Here is a 25,313-nt window from a genome sequence, read left to right as displayed (position 1 = left end):
TTGTACATTATATTATTTTGGAGGAACCATTATGGCCTGGATATTTTTAGTTTTTAGTATTGCGATAGTTGTTTATGTATACATACAGAATTACTTGATAGAAATAACAAATTACGTCTTGACCATCCCCAAGTTGAGTGAAACCATGCAGGGAAAGAAAGTGGTCCACTTAAGTGATCTGCACTTCAATCCTAAAACCAATAAAAGTTTTGTCGAGACGATAATAGATAAAACCAATGAACAGGAGCCGGATTTCATCTTTATCACCGGAGACCTTGTGCAGGCGGGACTTGATGACTTCCTCAACACACCACTCAGACATTTTGTCGAAGAGTGCGCTAAAATAGCACCGACATATGTAGTCACGGGAAATCACGATATCAAAAGTGGCTCATTCGAAGACTTTAAATATATTATGGAAACAGCCAATGTGACCTTGCTTCTAGACGAAGCCGTCATGCTTCCAGATAAATTTGCTGATGGCATTGCGTTAATGGGATTAGCAGAAAGACAAGATCAGACAAATCTGCCTCAGCCAATATTAGGACCTATTGAATTAACGCAGCAAATGGTCAAGAGTCCTAAAATACTCTTGGCACACCGACCGGAATACTTTGTTCATTATATGTTGGATAAAACGAAAATGCCTGACCTGATTTTAAGTGGACACACTCACGGCGGTCAATTTCGTTTACCGATCATTGGAGGCGTGTTTTCGCCTGGTCAAGGCATTTTGCCCGATTATGATTACGGCTTATTCGTTCATCCAGAGGACCCATCTAAACGAATGATCGTTTCTCGCGGTTTAGGCAATTCAACGTTTCCATTTCGTATAAACAATCGTCCTGAGATCGTGGTAATCACCTTTAATAAAATCAATAAAAATAAAGGTTAAACTATATCAATGATCGTTAGATTGAAATTCTAAATAATCATTAAAAAGACTAGAGGAGAGATTTGGATGACAAAATTAGGACTAGGAACAATTGGAACGAGTGGCATCACCGAACAATTTATTGAAGCCGCGCAGTTGAGTGATATGTATGTATATCAGGGCGTATATTCGCGTCACATGGATAAAGCAGATGAATTCAAAAAAAGATACAATGCCGCAACAGCTTACGATGACTTTGATGCTTTTTTAAATGACTCTACCATCGACGTTGTTTACGTTGCTTCACCGAACAGCTTGCATTTCAGCCAGGCAAAAGCAGTAATTGAACACAACAAACATGCGATCGTGGAAAAACCGATGGTCGCTTCACTGGAAAAATGGACGGAACTGACTGAACTGGCTAAAGAAAAAGGCGTGGTCGTGGTTGAAGCCGCCCGCCATATATTTGAACCCAACTTTATAAAAATCACAGATATGATCAAGGGTTTTGAAGGTATATCCGGAGCAACCTTGACTTACAGCAAATATTCCTCGCGTTATGATAACGTCTTAGCCGGAGAAGAACCACCGATCTTCTCACCTAAATTTGCCGGTGGTGCAGCCAATGACTTAGGAATCTACACGGTTTATGCTGCCCTCCGCTGGTTTGGTAAGCCTGAAGCTGTTCACGCTTTTTCGCATACCATAAGCACAGGCGCTGATGGATTAGGAACTGCGATCCTTCGTTATGAGAACTTCGATGTTACTTTACATTATGGGAAAATAGTGACCGCAACCGTGCCTTCAGAAGTCTACAGTTTAGATCAGACACTGGTTCTAGATGCCATTACAGGACTGGAAAAAGCTGAATTAGTGGACGCTAAAACGCGCGAAAGTCAAACGGTTGAACTCGATAAATCAGCAGATAATCCGCTCATATGGGAAGCCAAAGCGTTTGCCAAAGTCATGCAGGACCCAAATGAAAAAGAGAATAAAGAAGCACTAAACGAGTGGTTGAGACTCTCATACAATGTTCATCAGGTCCTGGATCAAATTAGAAGCCAAGCCTGATTTCAATTAATTAAATCTCCGATCGCGCATTGCTAGACACCAAAAGTCCAGAGGTGTATGATTAAATCAAAGAAAGTCTGTAATATTGGGATTGAAAGAGCAAAACGAAAATTATTCTTAGGAGTGGTTTAATTGGCAACGAAAAACATTATGCTTGTTTGCGCAGCAGGAATGAGCACCAGTATCTTGGTTAACAAAATGCAGGAAGTCGCTAAAGAAAAAAACATTGATGCACATATTTTTGCCGTTTCAGGAAGTGAAGCTGCGGAGAAGTTAAAAACCAAACCCGTCGATATCATGTTACTCGGTCCGCAGGTACGCTACATGAAACCTGAGTTTGAAGAATTAGCTGCGGAAAATGATATCGTAGTAGAAGTCATCAACATGCGTGATTACGGAACCATGAACGGGGAAAATGTCTTGAACGCTGCACTAGACCTCGTCTGATAAAAGGAAATCGTTTGAGGGGGATTAACCATGCCTGAACGCAGGGACCAAATGATGGAGATTGCCATGACTTTGATTATGCACGGCGGGGATGCACGAAGCAGCGCGATGGAGGCCATCCATGCAGCCAAAGTTGATAAGTTCAACTTAGCAGAAGAAAAAATCCGAGACGCTGATGCGGCAATCAAAAAAGCCCATAGGGTGCAGACTGATTTATTGACGCAGGAAGCTTCAGGAGAAACTGTTGAAATAAATCTTTTGCTGGTGCACGCTCAAGATCATTTGATGAACGCCATGACTTACCGTGATATGGCAGAAGAAATGATCGATCTATATAAACGCTTATAAACTGATAACTTGAATTCTTAATGGGAGCCATTCACTGCACTTAGTGAAAGCTCCGGTTGAGGGTTCAGGTTTTTTTTGAAAAATGACAGGCTCAGTATTGAATAACCGGGGAGTTGGTCATTCCGCACACCAAAGAATAAAAATAAGAAGTTGAACGTCTGACGTTCAACCACATTATTGTCAATGTTCAAGTTCTTTTAAAGTGATGAACGCTGGGACAACATCCCAGCGTTTTCCAAATAATAGAGATGTTAAAAAAGTCCGAAGAGTTATTGTATTAGAAAGCGTTTCAGTGTATAGTTGTAAGCGAAAAGAGGTTGTAAGATTTTTACATATTTAGGGAGGAGGACCACCGATGATAAGCACAACAAGCCGCAGAACATTAAACAAAGTCACACGACTTGAACAAAAAGTGAATCACGCACATTCCTCCCAGATGATACACTAGAATCAGTTTGTCCAAACGACATGTATAGCCCCATAAATGGGTGATTCAGTCTATTCTCTTAAAGGGGACGGACTGTCTTTTTTTGCCGACTAAAACAAATAGAAAAAACTCGAGTATTAGATAGTGTGGATGCTTTTGGATTCTTCATGATCTGATAAAGGAAGGAAGGCGCTATGTTTGACGTTCTAATAAAACTGAAATTTTTCTTCAAAGAACATAAATGGCAATACATTATTTCGTTTTTTACTCTGGCTGTATCCAATGTCTTTTCAGTATTCATTCCCTTTATTATCGGCCGATTCATTGATGCTATCTTAACTGGAGAAATGGACAGGGACTTGCTCATAACCTATAGTATTCAATTCACAGCGCTCATTTTTATTACGTATGGCCTGGACTTGATTTGGGGCTACGGCTTATTTTCAGGGGCATATAAACTGCAGCAGCACATGCGCAGTACTTTGATGCGTCATTTCTTGCTTATGCGGGCACCTTATTTTGAAAAGTTTCGGACAGGAGATTTGATGGCTCGAGGCACTCAAGACATTTCAGCTTTAGCGGATACAGCCGGTTACGGTATGCTGGTCTTGATGAATGCGACCGGATTTACGACTACCATAGTCGTTATGATGGGCATAACCGTAAGCTGGCCTTTAACCTTTGCCACTGTGATCCCGTTACTTCCCATGGCTTATGTGATCAAAGTGAAAGGTGCACAAGTCGATAAAGCGTATGGCATTGCTCAAAAATCTTTTTCCTCAGTCAATGATGACGTTTTGGAAATGATCGACGGGATGCGAGTCATACGTGCTTATGTAAAAGAAGCGGACTTTATTTCTAAATTCAAAGAACAGACATCCGAGTTACTTAAAAAGAATAACCGTGTTTCTGAGATTTCGGCGATTTTTGCCCCTACGGTTAAAGCCTTTGCCGGGATCAGCACGATGATTGCCTTAAGTTACGGTGCAATCTTAGTTTCACAAGGCGCGCTCAGCGTAGGCGATATTATTGCGTTCCAAATGTACTTGGGCATGATGATCTGGCCAATTATTTCGGTATCTGAACTTATCTTGATCTTGAGACAGGGGAGTGCGTCCATGCGCCGTGTGGAAGAAATTACCCTAGCGACTGACGGGCTGAAGTTCACTGGAAAAGTTGAAGCTGAAAAAGTAGGTGATTTCCTGTTAGACGCTTTCACCTTCCATTACGATTCGAGTGAAATAATTAATTTGGAAGATATTCATCTATCACTGCCCAAAGGAAAAACCTTGGGGATCGTCGGCAAGACGGGTTCAGGCAAGACTACGTTGATTCGTCAACTGCTGAACCAATTTCCGGCTGGATCGGGCACCTTTAAAATGGGGGAACGGGCCTATAGTGATTACCATGATCCTTCTGTCAGACGCCTCATAGGTTACGTGCCGCAAGACCATATTCTGTTCAGCCGAAGCGTGAGAGACAATATTGCTTTTGGAAAACAAGAAGCGACAGATGACGATATTTTAACGAGTATCCGAATGGCTTCATTTGAAGAAGACTTAAAGAATATGGAGTACGGCCTGGACACCATGATCGGTGAAAAAGGGGTCTCCATCTCCGGCGGACAGAAACAGCGAATCTCGATCGCGCGAGCATTGATAAAAAATCCGGAAATTTTGATCTTGGACGACTCGCTTTCTGCGGTGGATGCGATGACGGAGCAGAAGATCATTCATAACATTCAAAATGTGAGAAAAGAAAAAACAACCATTATCTCCACTCATCGTCTCTCTGCCGTTAAAGATGCAGACGAAATCATTGTATTAGACAACGGCCGTATCGTTGAACGCGGAACGCATGACGAACTGATACAACGACACGGGTGGTATTATGACCAGTTTATAAAACAGGAAATCAAAGAAACTACCAGTGGGACAGATGTAACGCGACAAGCAGATGTGAGAGAAAGGGGTGGTGGCAAATGAAAACAGTCAAACGACTCCTTTCATACATGAAGTATTTTAAAGGCTATTTTGCAATCGGTATCGGTTTTGTCATGCTGTCCACGATCACAGATCTAGGGGCACCGATCATTGCCCAGCGTGTCATTGACAATGTCATCACGCCTGCCGCTCAGGAAGGCGAAGCCATCACCGAGACGCTTATTCAGCTGATCGCCATTTACTTTGGCTTGATGGTTTCGACGGTCGTCATGCGTTACGTCTCGTCTATTTACCGGATGCGCGCAGCTAACGGCATCATTAAAATTTTGCGAGATCAACTCTACACCCACGTTCAGGAGCTGCCGATCAATTACTTTGACAACCAGCCTGCCGGGAAAATCGTGGCACGGATAACGAACGATACCGAAAGCCTGCGTCAACAGTTTTATGTTGCAACAGTCGGACAGATCTTAGTCAATATCTTTTATATTATCGGAGCTTATATCGCCATTGCATTCTTCCACCAGGGATTGGCATTGACACTGCTGATACTCATCCCGATCATGTACTTGTGGAATAAATTCTACACAAAATATGCACGCGAGTTTCACCGTAAAGAACGTGAATACAATTCAGATATCAATGGAAAATTGAATGAATCCATCCAGGGCATGCAGATCATCCAGGCGTTTGAACAAGAAGAAAAGATCCAAGCCGAATTCGAAGAAATCAATGATAAATGGTATGACGTGATGCGTAAATACGTTATCCTGGATTCAGCTTTCCAATGGACCTTTGCCGATTTTCTCAGACGGTTTTCGCTGCTGCTACTCATGGTCTATTTCAGTACCCAATACATCAACGGGGTACTGGGTATTTCAGTAGGGATGCTCTTTCTATTCGGGGATTATGTCAGTCGGTTGTATGAGCCAATTAAAGGCACTATTCAACAAATGGCCTTTGTCCAGCAGGCGATCGCAGCCGGTGACCGTGTTTTTGAACTGATGGACATGGAGGCGGAAGATAATCCAGCAGAGACGTTGGAAGTGGGGCAAGGTCATGTCGCGTTCAACAACGTTCACTTCAGCTACACAGAAGACAAGGAAGTATTGACGGATATCGCGTTTGTAGCAGAATCCGGCGAGACAGTTGCGCTAGTTGGACATACCGGTTCCGGAAAAAGTTCCATCATGAATCTGTTGTTTCGTTTTTACGACCCTCAGTCAGGCACGATCACGGTTGATGGTCAAAACACAAAAGAGTTTTCCAGACAGTCGGTACGCCAGGATATGGGGATCGTCCTGCAAGATCCTTTCCTGTTCACAGGCACGATCTATTCCAATATAACGATGGACAATCCGTCTATTTCCAAAGAAACAGCGACTCAAGCCCTCATCGATGTCGGGGGAGAAGACTTGCTCGATAAATTCGAAAAAGGGATCGATGAAGCTGTCGTAGAAAAAGGCAGCACATTGAGTTCCGGTCAGCGCCAGCTTATTTCTTTTGCGCGCGCCCTCGCCTTTAATCCCAAGATCCTTATCCTGGATGAAGCCACATCATCCATCGACACGGAAACGGAAGAAATCATCCAGCACGCGATGAACGTCTTGAAAGAAGGGCGAACGACCTTTATCATCGCCCACCGATTGTCAACGATTCAACATGCCAATCAAATTTTAGTTCTCGATCAAGGGAATATCATTGAACGCGGGACACATAATGAGTTGCTAAGGATAAAAGGCGCTTATTCAGAAATGTACGAAATGCAAAAGAAAGGTCAGACGATCGTGTCTTGATATAACTAAAAACCATTCCGCTCTTAAAATCAGAGCAGAATGGTTTTTTTATGAATTTGATCAAGTGATTTTTTGCTTAATGCGACGGACGTTCATCTGGAACGATACCACTTTTTGTGAGGTATTCATGAAAGATGAGTTCATAAAAGCCAATGCCTAAAGCAAAGTATAAACTAGGTAAAAACGCACCAGTACTGCCACTCATATTGAGAAAGACCCAGGCTACGCTTAGAGTGGCAAGAATATCCATGAGTGTTGCGGGTAGGTTACCGAGTTTTCTTAAAATAAACCAGTCACTAAGAAGATATAAGAGAATTGCTGAGGTGACAGCAATAATAATTGCAGCTGAAAGTGTAAACGAATAAATTAGATGAAAAAATACCCATGCCCACAAGAGCTGGACAGCTAATTTGATCCCAAGAGCTTTGACATGTCTCACATTTCTCACCTCCATGATCCTTACAAATTGAGAGTATAGCGAACGAAGTAAATAAACAAGTTATAACACTTGTTTGTTACGATAAGTTGATGAGAGATGAAAAGGCTAGCAATGGACAGTTTGAGAGCTTTTTAAGGAAGAAAGTCAGTTGGTTACAGGAAAAGTTTTAAGCAAAAAAAGGTTCCCAAGGATCGTCTGTCCTTGAGAACCTTTAAACTAGTTGATTATTCTTTAGCTGAATAACGCAACTCTTTGGTATTTAAATCTTTGTAGAAAATTTCGCGGAAGAACTGAATAAACGGTCCCAAGAAAAAGGCAGTGATGATAGTATTGACACCTAAGCCGGCACCCAGCGAAAAACCTATAATGGTTATCGACACGTCTATAATGACACGAGAAAGACGGTAAGATAAGCCGGATTTTTCAGATAGAATTATTGGCATCGCATCGTATGGTGCAACACCTTCTTTTGCTTCGATATACAACGCAGCACCCATGGATAAGAATAGAATACCAACGACCGATATAATTATGCGAATAAACAATCCTTCAAACGTGCCAAACATATTTGTGATCAATGAGACGAATACATCAGAAAGATTGCCTACTAGAAAGATATTGAAAAGTGTTCCAATACCAATCAATGCTCGGTTAACAAAGTATACATAGATAAGCATAAGCAAACTGGAATACATTAGGAAAATGCCAAAGTCCATATTGAATAACATACTGAAACCTAAGTTAAACGTAGTATAGGGATCTGTTCCTAAACTAGCCAGCCGGAAAAAGGTCACAGCTGAAGCAATAAGAATGGTTCCGATCAATGAATACATAATTTTAATTTTTTTCATATAAATACCTCTTTTTAAATAATTTGGTCCACTATTCATCATACGTGCTGAGATAGTTAAAGTCAATTTAAAAAAGAGAACTCTAAGAAACCAAGCAGTCAATCAAGTCATTCTGCCATATAAGAATTAGTTCACTAGGATTAATCAGGCTCAATTCAATGTTTTTTCCAAATAAAGATGCACGACTATCTAATTCTATTAGTTTCTTGACTGTTCTTGTAGTATAATATGAAAGTATGATAACAGAGCTATAGCTCAATTGAATAGAGCATTTCCCTCCTAAGGAAAAGGTTGTCGGTTTGAATCCGACTAGCTCTATAGAATTTAAAGCAGGCAAGATCTAATTTTAGATCTTACCTGCTTTTTGCATTGTCAAAAGGCTATGTTTGGATGAAAACTTCTCTGAAATGTATACTTATATTAGAAGAATAAAAGACGAAATATCATTAGGAAGGAGCAGATAAAATGAATCAGATACCGGCACTCATTGTTGGGGCTGGACCTTCGGGATTGGCTCTGGCTCTTGAATTAGCTTGTTATAAGGTCCCTTTTAAAATTATTGATAAAGCTCACGGCCCGGGGGAAACTTCGCGTGCCATGCTCGTTGTGCCTAAAGTACTGGAAAGCTATCAGAAGTTCGGTCTGGATAAGACAGTCTGTACCTGGGGCATTATACCGAATTATGCTCACTTTCACAGCATTAATAAGCGCGTGGCCTCTCTTCCGATGGGGATCATGGGGAAAGGGCAAAGTGCTTATCCCTATCTCGTCACGTTACCACAGGATGAACATGAACGGATTCTAATTGATAAACTGTATGATCTTGGTATCAAAGTAGAGTGGGAGACTGAACTATTGACATTAAAGCAGTTTGACGAAAAGTCTGAAGCAACAATGAGTCGTAAAAATGAAATGAAAACTGAAGCATTTAACTATGTGATCGGGTGTGATGGTGCTTCCAGTCAAGTCAGAAAACAGAGTGAAGTAGATTTCGAAGGTGACACGTATGAACAGATATTTTATGTCATGGACGCCGAAGTCGACGGGGAAATAGCAGAAGAAGCTGCCGGAAATTTTTCATTTATCAAAGATTATTTCGCACTCTTTTTCCCTTTAAGAAATAAAAAGACCACGCGAGTCATCGGTATGTTCCCACCTGATTTAACTCGAAAAAAGGACTTAAGTTATGAAAGCCTAAAACCTAGACTGGAAAAAGCATTCAACATAGAAATCAGAAAAATGAACTGGTTTTCAGATTACAAAATTCACGCAAGAACTGCCAGCCACTTTAAAATAGGCAATCATTTTTTGGTGGGCGATTCTGCGCATATTCATAGTCCAATCGGCGGTCAGGGCATGAACTTAGGAATCGGTGACGCCACTAATTTAGGCTGGAAGTTAGCGCAAGTAATCAATCACGATGCTTCTGAAAAATTACTGGACACATATGAAAAAGAACGCAAAGAGATTGCCGAATTTGTCGTTTCAACGACGGATCGCATGTTCAGTCTTATTGTCGGGAACAAATCAGGCAGTCTGCTGACACGTCAGTTGCTTATCCCAATGTTTGCCCGATTAGCAAACACAGTTCAACCATTTCAAAAGCGTCTTTATACATTGTTATCTCAGTTGTATATATCTTATGAAGAAAGCCCTTTAAGTCAAGGAGCAGCCTCTCGATTGAAAGCCGGCCAGCGCCTCCCATACGTGGACAGTGAACCGTTTGAGTTTATCCGGGAGTATGACTGGCAGCTGCATACATTTAAATCATTGGATGAAGAGCTGCAAAGAGAGTTTGAGCATCACGGCATCATGACTGTCCATAGGAAGTGGACGGATCAAACAAGAAAGAAAGGCTTTGAGGAAAAGCAGTGGGTCCTCGTAAGGCCAGACGGTTACATTGGTTGGATAGGCTCAGAAAATCAGACAGATGATCTATTAACCTATATAAAAAAATGGCTGATAAAATAGAGAAGACCGCGTTAAGAAATCAGTATGGCGAATCAGAATTCAAGGGCATCAACTCAACAACTCAATAAATCTTGCTGCGATGAATTCGATACAAAAATTTGGTGCGAAAGCAGCTGCAACAAAAACTAAGTAATACAGGGAAATTTAAGAAGCCCCTTAAAGTCAGCAGTATTGTCTGACTCCAAGGGGCTTCTTTTCTGTTAATTATGATAAGCCGGGCTGAACCTGACTGGTTAAATTATTATAGAACCAATATTCCCAGCACAAGAACGATGGTACCTAGAACGATAGCGATCCAGTTAAGCGTTTTATGAGGGGAACTTAAACCGATAACACCTAATACGATGGCAAAAAAGCCCAAAGGCATCTGAAATGTGAAGTAGCCTAAAACAGCTAGAAAGATACCTACTGCTCCAAGATATAATCCTGTGTTTTTTGATAAACCATTGTTTTCCATATAATAATAATCTCCTTTCTGAAAGTTTCACTGGTTCAACAATATCAGAATTACTGGAAGATTACGACTAAAAGTTATTAACGTAAAACCGATCATTTATTCTGATTTTTCGCCAGGTTCGGTAAGTAGCATCCTTAGTGTTGCTCCAAAGTGTCGAACAGTGTGATATTCGGTAAGTAGCGGCAGCAACTTCTCTGCTAATTACCGAAGTCTATACCACTTCGACACTTAGAAAAAGTTTGTTCGCAGCTAATTACCGAACGAGCCTCCATTCGGTAATTAGCACCATTTTTATATTCTCAAGCAACCGAACCTGCACCAACTTCGACACTTTGAGCAACTAAGTCTCTGCCTACTTACCGAACCTTACTCCGTTCAGCACTTAGCGTAGCGAAAAAGCCTACAAAGTGTCGAACTTGCAAAAAAATACATGAATCAGAACGAAAGAACAGGATCAAAGAAGGACGAAACTGACTTGAGGGTCAGTTTCCACTTCATTGAAAGTTTTAGAAGGACAATACTCGCCAGTCAGCGAGTATTAACAGCCTTAAAGATCTGGTTTCGGTTTCTTGAAAGGAAAATCCGCGAAATTCTGTCAACTGGGTTAGTGGCTTTGTGTGCGCTACTACATTAAATAGTCTCTGTTAAGGAAACGTTATTCATATGTCCTCTCAGGTATACGTATGCTATACTTAAGTAAGCGATTAAATTAGAGAATGGAGATGTATCAGATGGAAGTTTCAACAAAATGGGAAGGCGATATGGCCTACACGATGACAAATACAACAGGTAATATGATGCACTTGGATCCAAATGGAGACGGCGTTTCACCGATGGAAGCTGTCTTAGGCGGACTGGCAGGGTGCATGGGCATCGATGTCGTGATGGTTTTGAAACCTTATGCAGATAAAATTGAACGCCTGGAAATCGATACGGATGGTGACAGAAACGAAGAGGCACCTAAATTCTTTAAATCTGTGGCGATAACGATTCATTTAGATGGAGACGTTCCGGCAAGCCGTGTCTGGCGCGCCGTTAAATTAAGTGATGAGAAATACTGTTCCGTCGCTAATTCATTGAATGCAGACTTGAGTTACAAAGTCATATTAAACGGTGAAGAAGTCGAAGATCCTAAAAAATAAGGAGCAAACCCAATGGCCACACTTACAACGACGTTTCAATCAGAAGAATTAAAGCGTAACGTAACCTTCGCGGCGATCATTCCAACGTCCACTAAGTCACTATACGATTATGAAACCAAGGCGGAAGCAAAGCCGCAGGGATTCAAAACCTTGTATCTGCTGAATGGCTGGAATGGCAACCACGAGGACTGGATAATCAATTCCAGCATCGTGAAGCTGGCTGAACAGTATAATCTGGCTGTGATCATGCCGGCGGGTGAGAACAGCTTTTATGTCGATCTTGAAGATGGTTCGAATTATGGCAAATTCATCGGGGAAGAACTCGTAAATGTCACGCGCAACTTGCTCCCACTTTCGACCAGACGTGAAGATACCTTTATCGGTGGCTTATCCATGGGTGGGTACGGGGCTTTGAGAAACGGCTATGTTTATAATGAGACGTTCAGTAAAATCCTCGGTTTATCGAGCAGCGTCCTGCACAAAAACGATGAGGTACACGATTTATCTGAAAACAATGCCATAAACACAAAACTGAAATTCATCATACAAAGTGATACCTTTGCCGGTATGGATGATTCGATCGATCTATATAAAGTGATTGAAAACGCGAAAACAAAACCTGATTTATTTCTAGCTATCGGGACAGAAGACTTTCTATATGAAGAAAACAGCTTGTTGCGTGAGTGGCTGGAAACAGAAAAAATAGCCCATCATTACGTCGAGTCTCCCGGAGAACACAACTGGAAGTTCTGGGATATGATCATTGAACACGCGATAGAATGGATTTATGAAAACTAAAATACTCGGACCAAAAGCATTCTTGATTTGAAATGCTTTTGGTCTTTTTTTTGTGGTTCAAAATGATCGGTAAACTATTTTGAAAAGATTTAAGAAAGCCCTTGCAAAATAATTTGTTTATGCTTATAATTCAGTTATCGAAACGTTTCGACAAAAAATGTTTCAACTGATGTTTAAGGAGTGATAGCGTGGAGAACAATAAATTGATCGAGTTACTGAATGAGATGACCGTGGAAGAAAAAATAGGCCAATTGTCTCAGATTTCAGGTGAACCGTATACTTCCGAAAATTTTGAAATAACAGGTCCCTTAGCTGAAATGGGTATCCCTAAAATATTAGTGCCAATAGCGGGTTCGATACTCGGAGCCTCAGGAGCGGCAGCAAACAAAAATATTCAGGAGCGTTACTTGAAAGAGAGTCGCTTAAGTATCCCGCTGCTATTTATGGCTGACGTTATTCATGGATACAAAACGATTTTCCCTATCCCATTAGGAATAGGCGCGACTTGGAACACCAACTTAGCTAAAGAGAGTGCCCGCGTGTCTGCGATTGAAGCAGCCGTTTCCGGTTTGCATGTGACATTTTCACCGATGGTCGATTTGGTGCGTGACCCGCGTTGGGGAAGAGTGATGGAAACGACCGGTGAAGACAAACACTTGAATGAACGTTTCGCAGAAGCGTTTGTTCACGGTTATCAAGGCGAAGATTATTCAGATCCATACGCTATCGCTTCCTGTGTGAAACATTTTGCCGCTTACGGAGCACCCGAAGGCGGAAGAGACTATAACACGGTCAATATGTCAGAGCGTCAATTGCGTGAGGACTATCTGTCCGCTTACAAGGCAGCCATAGACGCGGGAACGGAATTGGTCATGACGTCGTTTAATACCGTCGATGGCATCCCGTCCAGCGGAAACAAGTGGTTGCTCAATGATGTTTTAAGAAAAGAATGGGGATTTGATGGGGTCGTTATATCCGACTGGGGTGCGGTCAGAGAACTCATTCCACATGGTGTGGCAGCCGATGAGAAAGAAGTGGCACTGAAGGCAATGACCGCCACACTCGATATCGAAATGATGACGTTTACCTACATTAGACATTTAGAAGAACTTATCAATGAAGGCAAAGTGTCTGCAAAATCCCTTGATGAAGCCGTGCTAAGAATACTTAAATTGAAAAATAAACTGGGATTATTTGAAAACCCCTATCGGGTAGCCGATGCAGAGAAAGAAAAAGAAGTGATCTTTTCAGAGGATCATCGAAAAAAAGCAAACCGTGTAGCCGAAGAGTCGATGGTCCTGCTTAAAAACGACTCAGTTTTGCCACTCGATGCACAAAAGCAAAAAATTGCCTTGATCGGTCCATTTTCAAAAGGAGAAAACATGCTGGGTGAATGGTCAGCAAAAGGTGAACCGGCTAAAGCAAGTCAGATATTGGATGTAATGAAAGAACGTGTTGCACCGGATCAACTGCTTTATGCTAAAGGCAGTGAAATAAAAGAGACATCCGAAGCCTTACTCAAAGAAGCGGAAGAAACCGCGTCTGGAGCCGACGTCATTGTCCTGGCTTTGGGCGAGAGTGCGGACATGAGTGGGGAAGCGGCCAGTCTGACAGATATCAAACTGCCGCCAGCACAGATCGAGCTATTAAAACGCTTGTCCAAACTGGACAAACCTATCGTAACAGTCTTGTTCAATGGCAGACCGCTGGATCTTAATGATGTGGAAAAATACGCTGACGCGATACTGGAAGCCTGGTTCCCCGGAACAGAAGGCGGTCAAGCCGTCACGAATATCCTGTTAGGCAAAACGAATCCTTCCGGTAAACTGCCTATGTCGTTCCCTGAAAATGTTGGTCAGATCCCTGTTTACTACAATCATTTCAGTACAGGCAGACCCGTCGAAACAACGCCAAATAAAAAATATGCCTCAAAATATCTGGATTGTTCCAATTATCCGAAATACGCTTTTGGTTTTGGTTTGAGCTATACGACTTTCGAATACGGTGAGTTGAACCTTTCAAACGAACAAATGACAAAAGACGAAACACTTGAAGTAACGATCACGGTGACGAACAGCGGAACGGTGAAAGGGAAAGAAGTCGTTCAGTTGTATGTCCGTGACCTGGTCGGAGAAGTGGTCAGACCCAAGCGAGAACTCAAGGGGTTTGAAAAAATCACGCTGGAGCCCGGAGAGTCGAAAAAGGTGACGTTTAAGGTTTCCGCAGACATGTTGCATTATGTGCATTCCGATCTATCAGTCTCAGCCGACACTGGCGAATTTGAAGTGTTTGCCGGGGGAAGCAGCCTTGTGACCGAGTCAAAAAAATTCCTGTTAATAGAGCAGTAAGGAGCTTATATATGATTGAAGTAAATACAGAAATGAAAAATACGCACGTCCTGAAGAAGAAAGATACTGAATTTATCTTTCTTCCGACGGGAGATCTACTGAAAGCCAGTGCCAATGGAGTCATGCTGAACCAGGTGATGGGAAACACCCTGGACGGCTCAATGAATAATCTGTTCCTGAGAATACACGAAGGCAGCGAGATCTCGTATGCACCCATGCTGGGCGTCGCTTCAGACAGTCTGTTTTCAGTCGGGGAAGAAAGCGTCAGATGGCAAGGCACCTTTAAAGCGGTCGACTATACGGTAACGTTCCAGTTAGGTGAAGAAAACACATGGTTCTGGTCCATTAATTTAACAGGCCAGGATAAAACCGTTGATGTCGTTTATGGTTGGGACTTAGGACTGAACGATCAGGGAGCCCTGCAGTCGAACGAAGGCTATGTCGCTCAATATGTCGGGCATTCAGTGTATGATGATGAAAACGGGTTTGTCGTCTGTTCGAGACAGAACCAGGCTGAGGAAATTTTTCCTTACGTTCAACAAGGCGGATTGACAAATATGGTTGGCTATTCAACGGATGGCTTTCAGTTTTTCGGTAAATCCTATAAGGAAACCGACAAAATCGAACGCTTGTCCAAAGCGGAACTGGAAAATAAAGTTTACCAATATGAATTTGACTATACTGCTTTGCAGTCAGAAAAAGTCGAATTAAACGGAACACAGGTGTTCGTCTTTTATGGTCTATATAAAGACACTCACCCTGAAGCCATTACAGAATTAGAATACCAGAACGACGTACAGTCCAGCTGGAACAAATTGGCTAAAGACGCTGATTACCGCGACGTACCGAAAATTTCACTGTCGCCTGAGATAGGCGAGCCGCTCAAGGTAGAAAGCATGACCCAGGCAGAACTGGAACACGCTTATCCAGATCGTCTGCAGGAAGAAATGATCGAGGAAAAACTGGTTTCATTCTTTACCGAAGACTATAGTCACATCACGTTGAAAGAAAAAGAAATCGAATTGGAACGTCAGCAGGGCCATATCATCTACACCAAAAATGAGTTGACAGTGGATGAACCGATCATCTCCACAACTTCATGGATGGCAGGCGTGTTCAACTCGCAGATCGTGCTGGGGAACACATCAATGAACAAATTTATAACCAACACACGCAACCATTTAAACATCCTGAAAGCTCAGGGTCAGCGGATCTATGTGAAAACAGATGAGCAATATCACTTGCTTACCATGCCGTCACTGTTTGAAATGGGCTTCAACTATGTGAAATGGGTATACAAGACAGCAGACGAAACGTTTAACGTGACGAACTTTACCGACAGCCGATCTCATACCGTGAAATTGACTGTAAAAGCAGCCAGCGGTAAAAACTATGCATACAAAGTCACAAACCAAGTCGTCCTGCATGACAGCGAGTGTAACGTACCGTATTATTACAAGCAAGAAGACAATCTGGTAACATTCAAGCCCAGTGAAAAGAGTATCGTCAAGCAAGCTTATCCTGAATTGACCTATTATATGAAAGTCGAAGGACCGACCGTTGAATGTTCTGATGGGGCAAGTTTAACAACGGAAGAGAACGGTTCAACGTCTTCTCTCTTCGTCATGGATGTACCGGCGACAGCTACTTTTTCACTGATCATGCAGGGAACGGCAGAAGGGAAGCCTTTTGAATCGGTAACTCTTGATTTTGAAACAGAAAAAGAAGCCTTCAAGGATTTCTATGCGTCGTTGATGAACCATTTGAAATTGGAACACGCTGACAAGCAGGTTTCTTCAGAAGTTGAGAAAATGAACCTGACACTGTGGTGGTATACCCATGACATGTTCGTCCACTATCTGGTCCCTCACGGGCTGGAGCAATACGGCGGGGCTGCCTGGGGCACACGAGACATCGCTCAAGGACCGGCAGAGTATTTCCTGGCTATGAAACAATACGATGTGGTCAAAGATATCATTTTCAAACTGTTCAGTCACCAATTCGTGGAAGACGGGAGCTGGCCGCAGTGGTTCATGTTTGATAAATATACAAGTATTCATTCTGACGAAAGTCACGGCGATATCATTGTCTGGCCGATGAAATTATTGGGCGATTATTTAACTGCAACGCAAGACTACGCTATCTTGAATGAAGAGTTACCTTATTTATCAAGAGAGACAAAAGCGTTGACCGAAGAAACAGAACCGCTATTGAAGCATCTTCATATGGAACTGGATTACATCACAACACACTTTTTAGAAGGAACCACCTTATCTTCTTATGGCGACGGCGACTGGGACGACACCTTGCAGCCTTTCAATCAAAAATTGAAAAAATACATGGCCAGCAGCTGGACGGTCGCGCTCACGTATCAGGCATTGAACACCTTGGCCCGAGGCATCGAGAAAGAAGATCAAAAGCTTCATGCTGAATTAGCTGAGCTAGCTCAGGAAATCAAGGCCGATTATGAAAAAATCATCATGGCTGACGACGTTATTCCAGGATTCATTTATATGGAAGAAGACGAAACGGACTTTATGATCCATCCGACAGATACCAAAACAGGCATCACTTACCGTTTACTGCCAATGATCAGAAGCATGATCAGCGAACTGTTCGACGACGAACAAGTAAACACGCATTTGGATATCATCAAACGGGAGTTGACATTCAATGACGGAATCCGACTGATGAACAGACCTGCCGAGTACAAGGGTGGCGTCAGTTCCAACTTCAAACGTGCAGAACAATCCGCAAACTTTGGCCGAGAAATAGGTCTATTATATATCCATGCACATATCCGTTACGTCGAGGCCATGGCTAAGATCGGTAAAGCAGATGAAACATGGGATAATCTTTTGAAGATCAACCCGATCAACATCAAAGATCATGTGCCGAATGCCCAGATCAGACAAAGCAATGCCTATTTCAGCAGCTCGGATGCAGCGTTTGCTGACCGTTATGAAGCGCAGAACAACTACGATAAACTGCGCAAAGGAGAAGTCGAAGTCAAAGGCGGCTGGCGTGTTTATTCAAGCGGACCGGGAATTTATCTGAACCAGTTGCTGTCTAACGTGCTGGGCATGAGAGAAGACGCCGACAGTCTGATATTTGATCCGGTTATTCCAGAACACTTAAGTGGATTAAAAGTCCATACTCAGATCATGAATAAACCGGTGACGGTCGTCTTTAAGAGTGATCCGGAAAATAGAAGTATCCGTGTCAATGAGAGCACGATTCATACAGAGAAAAATGATAATATTTACCGAACCAACGGATGGGAAATCAAGAAAAATGACCTGGAATCAATATTAAATAACACCAGTAATGTCATATCAATAAATTATTGAATTTATTGATGTTAAAGACTTGAAAACGGTTTCTATATGTTATATAATCAATTTGTCGAAACGTTTCACCAAATAAGGAGGAAATCAAAATGAACAAAAAGTTATCACTGTTATTCAAAGGTAGTGCAACATTAGCTACATTAAGTTTGCTTGGAGCATGTGCAGGCGATACCGCAGATACTGACACAGATTCAGATGCTGGTTCGAATGGGTCAGATGCTTCAGTGGAGGAATTATCTGTCTGGATCATGGGTGACGGCAACGAACAAGCGCAGGAAATTTTTGATGCCTATACCGAAGAAACGGGTATTGATATCAATTTACAAAGTATTCCCTGGGCATCTTCACATGACAGACTATTAACAGCCGTCGCATCCGGTGATGGCCCTGATGTTGTTCAAATGGGCTCATCTTATATGGCAGAATTCACTGACGCTGGCGCACTGGCTGATCTGACAGAACATATCGAGGCAAGTGATTCACTGAATGCTGATAATTTCTATGAAGGTAATATCAATACAACACGCATCGATGACGCCTATTATGGTGTACCGTGGTATACGGAAACACGTGCCTTATACTATAGAACAGATTTACTGGAAGAAGTCGGCTATCCGGACGGACCAAACACTTGGGATGAATTGTCCGATGCAGCTATGCAATTATCTGAAAGAGGAGATGATATGTATGGTTTCGATATCAACTTCGAGGAACAGACCTTTGGTTTCATGTTTGCCAGACAAAACGGATCTGAAATCATAACTGAAGACGGTCAGGCAGTGATCAATGAACCCGAATTTGTTGAAGCGATCGACTATCTGAAAGGTTTTGTCGACAATGGTTCTTCACCTAGTCAAGACTTGGGCTTAGAGCTTTCTCAAACATTCGGTGGTGAAGGCGTGGTACCGATGTTCATCAGTGGACCGTGGACAATGTCCAACATACAAAACGAAACAACAGATATAGAAGGCAAATGGTCTGTCAGAACGTTACCAGAAGGACCAGAAAACAACATGTCTAATACTGGCGGAGCTAACTTGTCTGTATGGAGCAGTTCAGAGAATGTTGAAGAGGCCGTAGACTTGATCGAACATATGACAAGTACGGAAAGCCTGCTGACATACTATGAAAACACAAGTTCACTTCCGGCACGTACTGCAGCCTGGGAAGAAGAACCTTTCCAAGACGAGTTGATCGAAGTATTCGGTGAACAGCTTGAAAGTTCAGAACACATGCCTGTGATCAAAGAATGGGATGCAATATCTCAGGGATATTTATCTACATTTGAATCGATCCTTATAGGTGGAGCGGATACACAAGAAGCACTTGATAACTACAATGCAGAAGTTCAAAGCATGTTAGACTAATAGAATTCAGACTCAGGGAATTTAATACGTCATATTCTCTGAGTCTTTTTCTTTAGAAAGGAAAATAATGTATGAAAAGTAAAAAAGCACCCTATCTATTTCTTGCCCCTGCAATCTTTTTGTTGTTCGTCTTCTCCATTTTACCGATCTTTCTAGCGTTGTTTATCAGTTTCACTGACATGAGTTTGGCTGGTTTAGCTGATTACTCAAGAATCAGTTTCGTAGGAATCGGAAATTATTCCAAGATTTTAGACGACCAAGTATTTATAACCGCTATAAAAAATACACTCTTTTACGTTACCTTGGGTGTTCCTTTAGTCATTGTACTTTCAATGACCATTGCAATACTGATCAAACTCGGAGAAAATCGGTATTTCTCGATGATGAGAGTGGTGTTTTACTCACCTTCGATCACCAACATCGTTGCGGTAGCCTTGGTCTGGACATTCCTTTTTAATCCCAGCCAGAATATTGGTTTACTGAATCAGTTATTAGCCTTGGTTGGCTTAGGTCCAATTGGCTGGTTAACGAATACGGACATCTCTAAAATCTCTTTGATTATACTGGCAGTGTGGAGAGCTATCGGTATCAACATGCTGATTTTCTCAGCCGCTTTACAAAGTATTCCAGATTCCATGTATGAAGCCGCACAGCTTGACGGAGCGAGCAGATGGCAGCAAATATGGAAAATAACGATCCCGCAATTGAAGTTTTCAACCTTTTTTGTCGTTGTAACAACAATTATCGGTTGGTTGCAGTTCTTCGAAGAACCATTCGTCATGACCGATGGAGGCCCACTTAACAGTACGATCAGTGTCGCGCTCTTTATTTATAGGAATGGTTTCCAATTAAATAATTTCGGATATGCCGCAGCTGGATCGCTATTATTATTTGTTGCGATCATCATTGCGACCATTGTACAATTACGTATCCAGAAAGTAGATACCAAATAGGAATCGGAAGAGGTAATCAAAATGATTAATGTTGATAGAAAAACAAAAATAGTAATAGGGATAGTCTTGGCAGTCTGGGGAGCTTTTACCATTATTCCATTTATCTGGATGATTCTTTCGGCATTCAAAACAAATGCTGAAATAGTCTCTCTGGAACAGAATGTATTCCCGGAACAGTGGACCTTTGATAACTTCAGGATCTTGTTTGAACGTCTGAATTTTGATGTCTATTTCATAAACACGGTCATCATTACAGCGCTTAGTTTCATCGGCTTATTTTTAAATGCTATGGCAGGCTTTGCCTTTGCTCACTATGATTTCAAAGGCAAAGAATTTCTGTTCATGCTCGTGTTAGCCACGATGATGATCCCTGGACAAGTAACCATGATCCCGGTTTATCTGATACTGAATCAGCTGAGTCTGACGAACACGTATCTTGGGATAGTCTTGCCTACACTGACAAGTGCGTTTGGCATATTCTTGTTCAGACAATTCTTCTCAAGCATTTCAGAAGAATTCTTTGAAGCAGCCAGGCTGGATGGCGCCAGTGAATTCTATGTATTCTTTAGAGTGGCACTGCCGCTTTCCAAGCCCATCCTTGCTGTACAGGGGATCTTGACGTTTATTGGCGGTTGGAACTCGTTCTTATGGCCTTTAATCATCGCGAACGATCAGAAGTATTATACATTATCGGTTGGACTGCAGCTGCTGCAAGGACAGCACGCATCAAACCATGCCCTGCAAATGGCGGGAGCAGCCTTCATGGTTATTCCGATCCTGATCATGTTCATTGTTCTCCAAAAATACATCTTAACTGGATTTAATATTTCTGGTGAGAAGTGATTTGAACCTGGTGATACAAAAGTGAATGAGCGATCAAAACAATTTATATTGAACAAAAACTCAGTAGAGCTAACTATACTGAGTTTTTTCAATAAAAGCAGAAGTGAAATGAACAAATCACATGATCCAATGTAGTCCCTCCCATACCATCGGTCACCTAGAAAGGTAAATAAAAGACAGACTGATACTTGCAATAAGAGTAGAAGCCGCAGAAAGATTGAAATGAAAGTATCCAAAAGAATTTCAGTAATGGTCATACAATAATAAATGTTTTATAGTATATTAAAGGGACAACTCTAAAATAGAAAAGGTGAATAATTTGGTAGGTATAAGAGATATCGCAAAAGAAGCAAATGTTTCCATTTCCACCGTTTCCTACGCCTTGAATGGCAGCGCACGAGTGAGCGAGGGAACTAGAGAACGAATTTTAGCTATCGCAAATGAAATGAATTATATCCCCAATCTGGCCGGTCAAAACTTGAGAAGACAAAAAACGGATATCATTGCCGTTTACTTAGCTTCTTATCAAGGGACGTTTTACGGTGAACTGCTGGAAGGCATGCATCAGAAAGCGGTCGAACTGGGACTGGAACTGATCGTCTGCTCGGGTAAACGTTCCCGCTTGTTTTTACCGCAGCGATTGATCGACGGCATCCTGGTACTGGATGTAACGTATGAAAAAGAGGAATTATTGAAATATGCCGATCTCGGTTATCCAATCGTCGTCCTTGATAGACAGTTGACGCACGAACATATACGATCCGTTTTACTCGATAATAAAGCAGGATCAAAAAAAGCGGTGCAGTCGCTCGTTGATGAAGGAATCGATAAGCTCTATATCATTTCCGGACCAGTACTTAACCACGATAGTTCAGAGCGTGCAGAGGCGGCAGTTGAAGTTGCAAAAGCCAGCAATATTGAATGTGAAATCATCGAAGGGGATTTCACTGAAGCATCCGGTTATTCAGCAGGAGAAAAAATGGACCTTGAGCAGGATTTGAAATACGGTATCTTTGCCCTGAACGATGAAATGGCACTGGGGATACACAATTATATGATAGAAAAAGCCTATCATGTCGGTAAAGATATCTTGATCAGAGGTTTCGATAAAAATCAGGTCACTGAATACCTTGTGCCTCCCGTTAAAAGTGTGTCGTATTCAAAACATAAGTGGGGAGCTATGGCGGTAGAATCACTTCAAAAAATGATCAAAAAGGAAGAAGTTGAAAATAAAATAGTAGCGACTCGTTTTGAAAATTAAACTTAAAGGGGTTCCACCATGGCTTGGTGGAACAACGCAGTAATGTATCAAAATTATCCTCGGATTTTTTCGAGATTCCAAGGGGGATATCTTGGCTTGAGCGGATAAATAATTATGATTTAACCGAGCTGAAGGCAGACACTTACGGAATATTCATGATCAAGAAGAATAAATAAAAAGCAAAAAAAACAATTTTGATTTTCTCCCCGTAGTGATTGGAATGACAGACTCAGAAAAAATCTCGCGGTGAGTTGGTCATACCCAAGTAAATACCATGATTTGAGGTATACTAGTGTTGAAATTTCAAACAACAACCTCATGAAGATGTGCAGGACGTTTGTGACCACTTACTAAGTTGAACGCCATGGCAGGATGAGTTAACATCAAGGGGGAATTCCCAATGTATTTAATACCCATCGAACAATTAGAGCACAAAGATATCAGAAAGATGAAACGACTCAATAGAGAGGCGTTTCCAAAGGTAGAAAGAATCGCTTTTGATGTGCTGGCTGAGTTATCCAAGACTGATCAGTTTGATTTTCTGGCCTGTAAAGATGACGAACGGTTCATCGGCTTTTTTCTCATAGCAAAGAATAAGGCAGACGCGTATCTGATATTCTTTGCGATAGCTAAACGATATCGTTCAAAAGGATACGGTGGGGCCACATTCATCGCATTACAAGAGTATTATCCAAGCAAGCAGATTGTCCTGGATTTAGAAGAAATGACAGACGAAGCACCAAACATAAAGCAGCGAGAAGTGAAAAAAGAATTTTACAGACGTATTGGTTTTATGGAAACTGGCTATGATTTACAGTATGCCAATAAGCGATTCGAACTATTATGTAATAAAGAAGGGTTCAATAAAGAGAGTTTCAGGACCTTATTGGATGAAATTAAAGATATCGTCAATACCATCAAAGCAGAGAAGTTTGAACCCGTCATTACAGGGAGAAAAGTTTTATAAAATGTAAAAAGCTGCCAACTAAGGCAGCTTTTACTAATTAGTCAGTTTGATTTTTTCGAAATCTATCACAAAGGTTCACCGTTTTTTCCTTTTCAGGGAGAATTGAGTGGTTACATAGATAAAAAACTTCCCCTAAAAGCAATAGAGGAAGTTCACATTATTAATTTTTTTAAAGTTAAATTACTTTTTGCTGAGGTTCTAGTCATTCATGACGTAGAACCTCAGTACGAATCGAGTATAAAGAGATTTGCGACCTGTATTATGCCCAAGCGCCTTTACGGAACACGGGGACGCGAGAACCATCTTTACGGATACCGTCGATATCCATTTGGTCTGAACCGATCATGAAGTCAACGTGAACGTCAGAACGGTTTAAGCCGGCTTCTTTCAGTTTGTCTTCAGACATTTCTGTTCCGCCTTCTAAGTTGAATGCGTAAGCAGAACCCAGCGCCAAGTGATTTGAAGCATTTTCGTCAAACAAAGTGTTGAAGAAAGTCAAACCAGAGCGTGAGATAGGGGAAGCGTCAGGCACTAAAGCAACTTCACCTAGACGTGCTGCACCTTCGTCTGTTTTGATTAATTCTTTGAGCACGTCTTCACCTTTTTCAGCTTTAACGTCAACCACTTTACCATCTTTGAAATGGAATTCCATGCCTTCGATGATGTTACCGGCATAACTTAAGGGTTTGGTGGAAACAACCACACCGTCGACACGGTTAGCATCAGGTGCGCTGAATACTTCTTCAGTAGGCATGTTAGCCATGAAGCGTTCACCGCGAGCATTCAAGCTACCGGCGCCTTCCCAACGGTGACCTACAGGTAATCCAACAGTCAAGTCAGTACCTGGAGCTGTATAATGCAGTGAAACGAATTGTTCTTTGTTCAATTCTTCCGCTTTGGATTCCAAGGTTTTATCTTTGTTTTCCCAAGAGGAGACAGGACTTTCATCGTATAAATGAATGGCTTTAAAAATAGCATCCCATAACGCATCGACACGTTCTTGGGCAGTGTCCAGTTCAGGGAATACTTTTTCAGCCCATTTTTCACCGGATGCTGCAGCAACGACCCAGCTTACTTTGTTTGACTGAGTGGCTTTGCGCATTGCTGAGAATGCACGGCCGTTTGCTTTTTGAGCAGCAGCGATTTTCTTGTTGTCCAGTCCTTTAAGTGAATCAGGGTCAGAAGAACGAACGCTGATACGACTTGCACCTTTTTCGATGAAGTCTAAAGATTCGTCAACTTTATATTCAGGAACAGTAGCCACGACTTCTTCAGCAGCGTGCTTGAACGTGGAACGGGTTACTTGATCGTCCGTCCATTTAACGATGACTTCTTTCGCACCTTTTTGATATGCTGCTTCAGTAATTAAACGTGCCAGCGGAGCTTGATCAACGTCAACGCTTAACACAATAGTATGCCCATCAGAAACGTTTACACCCGTTGTTACTAACAAGTCAGCGTATTTCTTTAAATTCTCTTCAAAATTCGGTAATACCATATTTATTCCTCCTACAATTTTTACATTACTATATAATATTAGCACAGATGACAGGATGTCACAATCTAAAATTGGTGCCACTTATTTTGAATATAAATCTAATCGATAGGATTATTTAAATAGGATTGTCTGATTAAAAATGAAAGGTGTCCGTCTATTTAT

Annotated in this window: 20 protein-coding genes and 1 tRNA gene; 17 read left to right on the top strand and 4 right to left on the bottom strand. The window is 41.8% G+C overall.

Going from position 1 to position 25,313, the window contains the following annotated elements; all coding sequences use genetic code 11:
• The first annotated feature begins 31 nt into the window (after positions 1-31).
• The 6 genes from AX762_RS05685 (at position 32) to AX762_RS05660 (ending at position 6,906) form a co-directional block, all read left to right on the top strand.
• Complete coding sequence (locus AX762_RS05685; protein ID WP_071848192.1) at positions 32-895, top strand: metallophosphoesterase; 864 nt, start codon at positions 32-34, stop codon at positions 893-895.
• Between the two features lie 66 nt (positions 896-961).
• Positions 962-1,945 carry a Gfo/Idh/MocA family protein gene (locus AX762_RS05680; protein ID WP_071848191.1) on the top strand — a complete coding sequence of 328 codons (984 nt, stop codon included), beginning with the start codon at positions 962-964 and terminating at the stop codon, positions 1,943-1,945.
• 132 nt (positions 1,946-2,077) lie between these two features.
• A complete protein-coding gene (locus tag AX762_RS05675; protein WP_071848190.1) occupies positions 2,078-2,392 on the top strand; it encodes a PTS sugar transporter subunit IIB in 315 nt (104 codons plus the stop codon).
• A 30-nt stretch (positions 2,393-2,422) separates the two neighbouring features.
• A complete protein-coding gene (locus AX762_RS05670) occupies positions 2,423-2,740 on the top strand; it encodes a PTS lactose/cellobiose transporter subunit IIA (protein ID WP_071848189.1) in 318 nt (105 codons plus the stop codon).
• Between the two features lie 621 nt (positions 2,741-3,361).
• A complete protein-coding gene (locus AX762_RS05665; protein ID WP_071848188.1) occupies positions 3,362-5,152 on the top strand; it encodes an ABC transporter ATP-binding protein in 1,791 nt (596 codons plus the stop codon).
• A complete protein-coding gene (locus AX762_RS05660) occupies positions 5,149-6,906 on the top strand; it encodes an ABC transporter ATP-binding protein (RefSeq protein ID WP_071848187.1) in 1,758 nt (585 codons plus the stop codon). Before AX762_RS05665 ends, AX762_RS05660 begins: the two co-directional genes overlap by 4 nt.
• 76 nt (positions 6,907-6,982) lie before the next feature.
• Here the strand turns inward: AX762_RS05660 and AX762_RS05655 are convergent, their stop codons facing one another.
• Positions 6,983-7,345 (bottom strand): DUF2512 family protein, encoded by a 363-nt coding sequence (locus AX762_RS05655; protein WP_071848186.1) that lies wholly within the window; start codon positions 7,343-7,345, stop codon positions 6,983-6,985.
• A gap of 224 nt (positions 7,346-7,569) precedes the next feature.
• A complete protein-coding gene (locus tag AX762_RS05650; protein ID WP_071848185.1) occupies positions 7,570-8,196 on the bottom strand; it encodes a YitT family protein in 627 nt (208 codons plus the stop codon).
• A gap of 244 nt (positions 8,197-8,440) precedes the next feature.
• Here AX762_RS05650 and AX762_RS05645 point away from each other — a divergent pair.
• A tRNA-Arg gene (locus AX762_RS05645) sits at positions 8,441-8,514 on the top strand.
• A gap of 147 nt (positions 8,515-8,661) precedes the next feature.
• Entirely contained in the window at positions 8,662-10,167 is a 1,506-nt protein-coding gene (locus AX762_RS05640) for an FAD-dependent monooxygenase (protein WP_071848184.1), read from the top strand.
• 241 nt (positions 10,168-10,408) lie between these two features.
• Here AX762_RS05640 and AX762_RS05635 read toward each other — a convergent pair whose 3' ends face one another.
• Positions 10,409-10,624, bottom strand: coding sequence for a hypothetical protein (locus AX762_RS05635; RefSeq protein ID WP_071848183.1), 216 nt, complete (start codon positions 10,622-10,624; stop codon positions 10,409-10,411).
• 731 nt (positions 10,625-11,355) lie between these two features.
• Here AX762_RS05635 and AX762_RS05630 point away from each other — a divergent pair.
• From AX762_RS05630 to AX762_RS05590, 9 genes are all read left to right on the top strand, one after another.
• A complete protein-coding gene (locus AX762_RS05630; protein WP_071848182.1) occupies positions 11,356-11,766 on the top strand; it encodes an OsmC family protein in 411 nt (136 codons plus the stop codon).
• A 12-nt stretch (positions 11,767-11,778) separates the two neighbouring features.
• Positions 11,779-12,564, top strand: a complete 786-nt coding sequence (locus AX762_RS05625) for an alpha/beta hydrolase family protein (protein WP_071848181.1) — start codon at positions 11,779-11,781, stop codon at positions 12,562-12,564.
• Positions 12,565-12,752: 188 nt separating this feature from the next.
• Entirely contained in the window at positions 12,753-14,912 is a 2,160-nt protein-coding gene (gene bglX / locus AX762_RS05620; protein ID WP_071848180.1) for a beta-glucosidase BglX, read from the top strand.
• Between the two features lie 11 nt (positions 14,913-14,923).
• Positions 14,924-18,262 carry a GH36-type glycosyl hydrolase domain-containing protein gene (locus AX762_RS05615; RefSeq protein ID WP_083432835.1) on the top strand — a complete coding sequence of 1,113 codons (3,339 nt, stop codon included), beginning with the start codon at positions 14,924-14,926 and terminating at the stop codon, positions 18,260-18,262.
• A gap of 89 nt (positions 18,263-18,351) precedes the next feature.
• Positions 18,352-19,629 carry a sugar ABC transporter substrate-binding protein gene (locus tag AX762_RS05610; RefSeq protein WP_071848179.1) on the top strand — a complete coding sequence of 426 codons (1,278 nt, stop codon included), beginning with the start codon at positions 18,352-18,354 and terminating at the stop codon, positions 19,627-19,629.
• A 71-nt stretch (positions 19,630-19,700) separates the two neighbouring features.
• Complete coding sequence (locus AX762_RS05605; RefSeq protein ID WP_071848178.1) at positions 19,701-20,582, top strand: carbohydrate ABC transporter permease; 882 nt, start codon at positions 19,701-19,703, stop codon at positions 20,580-20,582.
• A gap of 21 nt (positions 20,583-20,603) precedes the next feature.
• The gene (locus tag AX762_RS05600) at positions 20,604-21,425 is read left to right on the top strand and encodes a carbohydrate ABC transporter permease (RefSeq protein ID WP_071848177.1); all 822 of its coding nucleotides are present in this window, start codon (positions 20,604-20,606) and stop codon (positions 21,423-21,425) included.
• A 319-nt stretch (positions 21,426-21,744) separates the two neighbouring features.
• Positions 21,745-22,686, top strand: a complete 942-nt coding sequence (locus AX762_RS05595) for a LacI family DNA-binding transcriptional regulator (RefSeq protein WP_071848176.1) — start codon at positions 21,745-21,747, stop codon at positions 22,684-22,686.
• Between the two features lie 400 nt (positions 22,687-23,086).
• Positions 23,087-23,653, top strand: coding sequence for a GNAT family N-acetyltransferase (locus tag AX762_RS05590; RefSeq protein ID WP_071848175.1), 567 nt, complete (start codon positions 23,087-23,089; stop codon positions 23,651-23,653).
• Between the two features lie 259 nt (positions 23,654-23,912).
• On the opposite strand, the gene AX762_RS05585 is transcribed toward AX762_RS05590, so the two are convergent.
• Positions 23,913-25,151 (bottom strand): aminopeptidase, encoded by a 1,239-nt coding sequence (locus AX762_RS05585; RefSeq protein ID WP_071848174.1) that lies wholly within the window; start codon positions 25,149-25,151, stop codon positions 23,913-23,915.
• Positions 25,152-25,313 lie beyond the last annotated feature (162 nt).

This window comes from Alkalibacterium sp. 20 (assembly GCF_001885615.1).
Taxonomy (GTDB): domain Bacteria; phylum Bacillota; class Bacilli; order Lactobacillales; family Carnobacteriaceae_A; genus Alkalibacterium.
The sequence above is the reverse complement of the archived record's forward strand: the minus strand, read 5'-3'. Positions and strand labels throughout refer to the sequence as shown.

Bases quoted from the DNA above. Each gene is read 5' to 3' on its own strand.
- AX762_RS05685 (WP_071848192.1), top strand. From the start codon at position 32: ATGGCCTGGATATTTTTAGTTTTTAGTATTGCGATAGTTGTTTATGTA.
- AX762_RS05680 (WP_071848191.1), top strand. From the start codon at position 962: ATGACAAAATTAGGACTAGGAACAATTGGAACGAGTGGCATCACCGAA.
- AX762_RS05670 (WP_071848189.1), top strand. From the start codon at position 2,423: ATGCCTGAACGCAGGGACCAAATGATGGAGATTGCCATGACTTTGATT.
- AX762_RS05665 (WP_071848188.1), top strand. From the start codon at position 3,362: ATGTTTGACGTTCTAATAAAACTGAAATTTTTCTTCAAAGAACATAAA.
- AX762_RS05660 (WP_071848187.1), top strand. From the start codon at position 5,149: ATGAAAACAGTCAAACGACTCCTTTCATACATGAAGTATTTTAAAGGC.
- AX762_RS05650 (WP_071848185.1), bottom strand. From the start codon at position 8,196: ATGAAAAAAATTAAAATTATGTATTCATTGATCGGAACCATTCTTATT.
- AX762_RS05640 (WP_071848184.1), top strand. From the start codon at position 8,662: ATGAATCAGATACCGGCACTCATTGTTGGGGCTGGACCTTCGGGATTG.
- AX762_RS05635 (WP_071848183.1), bottom strand. From the start codon at position 10,624: ATGGAAAACAATGGTTTATCAAAAAACACAGGATTATATCTTGGAGCA.
- AX762_RS05630 (WP_071848182.1), top strand. From the start codon at position 11,356: ATGGAAGTTTCAACAAAATGGGAAGGCGATATGGCCTACACGATGACA.
- AX762_RS05625 (WP_071848181.1), top strand. From the start codon at position 11,779: ATGGCCACACTTACAACGACGTTTCAATCAGAAGAATTAAAGCGTAAC.
- AX762_RS05615 (WP_083432835.1), top strand. From the start codon at position 14,924: ATGATTGAAGTAAATACAGAAATGAAAAATACGCACGTCCTGAAGAAG.
- AX762_RS05610 (WP_071848179.1), top strand. From the start codon at position 18,352: ATGAACAAAAAGTTATCACTGTTATTCAAAGGTAGTGCAACATTAGCT.
- AX762_RS05605 (WP_071848178.1), top strand. From the start codon at position 19,701: ATGAAAAGTAAAAAAGCACCCTATCTATTTCTTGCCCCTGCAATCTTT.
- AX762_RS05600 (WP_071848177.1), top strand. From the start codon at position 20,604: ATGATTAATGTTGATAGAAAAACAAAAATAGTAATAGGGATAGTCTTG.
- AX762_RS05590 (WP_071848175.1), top strand. From the start codon at position 23,087: ATGTATTTAATACCCATCGAACAATTAGAGCACAAAGATATCAGAAAG.
- AX762_RS05585 (WP_071848174.1), bottom strand. From the start codon at position 25,151: ATGGTATTACCGAATTTTGAAGAGAATTTAAAGAAATACGCTGACTTG.